Origin of the sequence: Sporolactobacillus caesalpiniae, from assembly GCF_040513385.1 — a bacterium.
Lineage (GTDB): Bacteria > Bacillota > Bacilli > Bacillales > Sporolactobacillaceae > Sporolactobacillus.
On sequence record NZ_JBEVCB010000020.1, the window covers coordinates 1 to 692 of the forward strand.

General features: G+C 40.6%; 1 pseudogene. It reads left to right on the plus strand.

Annotated features, from left to right (window positions below):
- Positions 1-279 (plus strand): annotated as a pseudogene (locus tag ABWW58_RS17120) (hypothetical protein); the annotation flags it as partial.
- Between the last annotated feature and the right edge of the window lie 413 nt (positions 280-692).

A 692-nucleotide genomic window follows, 5' to 3' on the forward strand; every position in this document is an offset into this window, starting at 1 on the left:
CGACGCGCCGACAACGCAGCAGCACGAGACGCTGAGAATCGTCGAGGGGAAATTGAACGTCGTTTTGCTTTTATCAAGCAAAAGTGCGGTCTTGGTTTAGTGCGCGCCAAAACCGCTGAAACGATTGCGGTCACCATTGATATGGGGATCACGATGGCGAACATCGATACGGTACTACGCTTTTTTTCTTTTGCCCTTTTACTCGTCGTACAAATCAAGGATACATACCTAACCATTAGCTATAAATCATGCGAAGGTGCCGAATTTTTACCAGCCTAATTCAGCATCCACTATATAGATTTAAGAAATTATAAGTGGTCCGTCAATAAGGGCGCTTCGCTAAACACGCGTACGTCCTGTGGCAAGCTGAGGACTAGGCTGTTCATGGATATCGCGACGACGGTTTCAAATTAAAAAGGTTTGGCGAAGCCAAGTTTTCTAATTTATAGTATAGAAAAATAGTAGATATGGGATGGATGTTTTATATTTTTCTAAAAGGGTATTGACTAACTATACGACAGATGGTATGATGTTTCTTGCCGTGTTTCGGAACACAAAAAAAGATGTTGACGAGATAATTAATCTATGTTAATATATTTCTTGTCGCTGAAACGCAACGAAAAAAAGATGTTGACTTCCTGATAGAAACGTGATATTATTTAAAAGTTGCTGTTGGGAATAGAACAGCGAAG